The sequence below is a fragment of the Candidatus Sodalis sp. SoCistrobi genome (assembly GCF_900143145.1).
GTDB lineage: Bacteria > Pseudomonadota > Gammaproteobacteria > Enterobacterales > Enterobacteriaceae > SoCistrobi.
The window spans coordinates 1-2287 of sequence record NZ_FRDB01000325.1 but is presented as its reverse complement, the minus strand read 5'-3'; the positions used below and the strand labels follow the sequence as shown (position 1 = coordinate 2287).

The following is a 2287-nucleotide window of genomic DNA, read 5'->3' as shown; positions in this document are numbered from 1 at the left end:
GTCAGGAACTGCATATTGCCCCGGCAACGTATTACTGGCAGCGAAAGCGACAGCAGAACCCGGAATTACGTAGCGTCCGCCAGCGCCGTGATGAAGAGCTTGGCCGGGAGATTGAACGCGTCTACGACGAAAATGAGCGGTTGAAAATGTCGCTCGATACGTTCATTGAAAAATTTATTCAGCACATTCCGGACAAACATTTCCGGATGATCCGTTACTACGGTTTTTTAAGCCATGCAAAACGCGGTGAGTTGCTGGAGAAAGTGCATACGCTGGTTGGTCATGAGGTAGAAAACCGCCCGAAGATCACCTTCGCCATGATGTTTAAGCGCTTCACAGGTGAAAGGCCGCTGAACTGCGTACTGTGTGGTGCACGGTTGCTGCTTTGCGGTCTAAAAGAGGGACTGAGGCTGAAAAAGTTGCTCGGTTATCATAAATCACTGGCTTTAATGGGGGGCGTCTGAGCCCAATCAGGGAAGATCCGTCTGGAACCGGATAAATGGCATATAAAATATACAAATCAATGGATTATACATCAATTTAATCATTATTAATGATAGAGCTGGCAGTAAAATGGCGAGGAAAAAGAGGGGACTGAGAGTTTACGATGCTGATTTTTGGTTAATAATTAGTCTCTTTTGCGTTGAAATTCCTATTTATCAAGCCGACGGTGCACATCATCGGTACCGGCTGGGTCGCCAGCGCCGGCATTACCATTTTTCTGGCGGCGGAGAAAGCCCACCGTTATGCCTTACCCAACACGCGTTTTATGATCCACCAGCCGTTAGGCGGGGTGCAGGGGCAGGCGAGTGACATTGAGATTGAAGCCCGGGAAATCATTCTGATGCTGGAGCGCGTAAACCGCCTCATTAGCGACGCTACCGGCCAACCCTTGGAAAAAGTGAAGAACGATACCGACAGAAATTATTGGATGACGCCGCAGCAGGCGATGGACTATGGCATCGTCGGACGGGTTCTGACCTCATTTAACGAACTCAATCTGGATTAATTCAGGGGACGCCGCGGACCTCCGTCCCGGTAAAGGCGGTGCCGGAAGGGATCCCGGCACCCAACCGCGCGAGCGGGTCACCGTTGACCCTTACAAGCATCGCGTTGCCATTGACTGCATGGCACAACGCAGCGTTTCTTACGTCGCCGTTTAATAGCAAATTAAATAATACATTTTTATTATGATATAAATAAATCAGTGTTAGCACGTCCAGAACCCCGCCGGTATTGAGAAACATAATGCAATAAGCGATGCGCAGGTTCCAATAACAGTGCCGGCTTCATTATTGGAAACGTTTATTGACGACGTTGCAAGCATTTGGCTTGAGGAATATGACACGTTATTCCTTTTGTTAGCCAGAGTTTTAATAATGATATTGTTTGATGGCGGTCTATATTTAAGGGTATTCCTCTCCCCAGTCCGCGTTGGTGCGAAAAGCGAATACGTTTTGGCCAATTGTTGTCTCTAATCCCGGGTAGTTATAACTTTAAGGTAAAGATTGAATCGTGTCGAGTTTGGTTGAGCGTTGAATAAGTCGGCATGTGCTTATTGACGGTAGGTAATGACCTGAGTAAAGTATATCAGCGGATGACGTTTTTCTTGCTAATACACTATCGGATGCTTCGAGGAATAAAAAAGGAGGCGATACAATGGATGTTTACATCTCCCCTCAACTGATATCTATGTTTGAAAATAGCAAAGATCCGGAGGGGGGTAAAATTATTTTCCCATAATAAATCATTCCACTACTACAGTAATCAATCTAATCTTGATATGCTGAATCTGCCCATTAACTTTGATATTGAGGGTAAAACCGATATCGAGATACCGCATCCGACGTCAGAATTTGCTCATCATTTTCAGAATCATGACTTTGAAATATTAAAAAGGCAGGTCAACATCACTTCCATTGATATCTATCCTTACGGAAAGGAGGTGACTCTGCAGCCGTATGCCTGCGAAAAATTCCCGCTTTACGATAGCAAAAAATGTTGTATCGGGGTGATTTATCACGCCAGAAAATTTGCCCCCTACAATCTGAGAAACCTTCTCAATGTTAATTTACCCTGCACCTACACTTGCCGACGCGGGACGACTGACGGCGTGGCGAGCGACCCGGATGATATGTTTACGGAAAGAGAAATGGAAATCCTTTTGCCTGCGGGCTGTTGGCGCAGATAAGATCGACACCGATATCATGAAGTACCCGTCCGAACTGCGTTGTTCCCGTCAACGCACCGCTCGGGTGGTTAACCCGGAATATGCCGTGTTTGTCGC

At 46.6% G+C, this 2287-nt stretch carries 2 protein-coding genes and 2 pseudogenes; 3 read left to right on the top strand and 1 reads right to left on the bottom strand.

Annotated features, from left to right (window positions below; all coding sequences use genetic code 11):
- The 3 genes and pseudogenes from CINSTRO3249_RS15260 to CINSTRO3249_RS17340 form a co-directional block, all read left to right on the top strand.
- On the top strand, positions 1 to 464 hold a 464-nt coding region (locus tag CINSTRO3249_RS15260; RefSeq protein WP_174249806.1), incomplete at its 5' end, for a transposase.
- 191 nt (positions 465 to 655) lie between these two features.
- Positions 656 to 1009 (top strand): annotated as a pseudogene (locus tag CINSTRO3249_RS15255) (ATP-dependent Clp protease proteolytic subunit); the annotation flags it as partial.
- 774 nt (positions 1010 to 1783) lie between these two features.
- Positions 1784 to 2191 (top strand): hypothetical protein, encoded by a 408-nt coding sequence (locus tag CINSTRO3249_RS17340; protein ID WP_174249805.1) that lies wholly within the window; start codon positions 1784 to 1786, stop codon positions 2189 to 2191.
- Here the strand turns inward: CINSTRO3249_RS17340 and CINSTRO3249_RS17795 are convergent.
- Positions 2160 to 2287 (bottom strand): annotated as a pseudogene (locus CINSTRO3249_RS17795) (ISNCY family transposase); the annotation flags it as partial. The gene CINSTRO3249_RS17340 and the pseudogene CINSTRO3249_RS17795 overlap by 32 nt on opposite strands.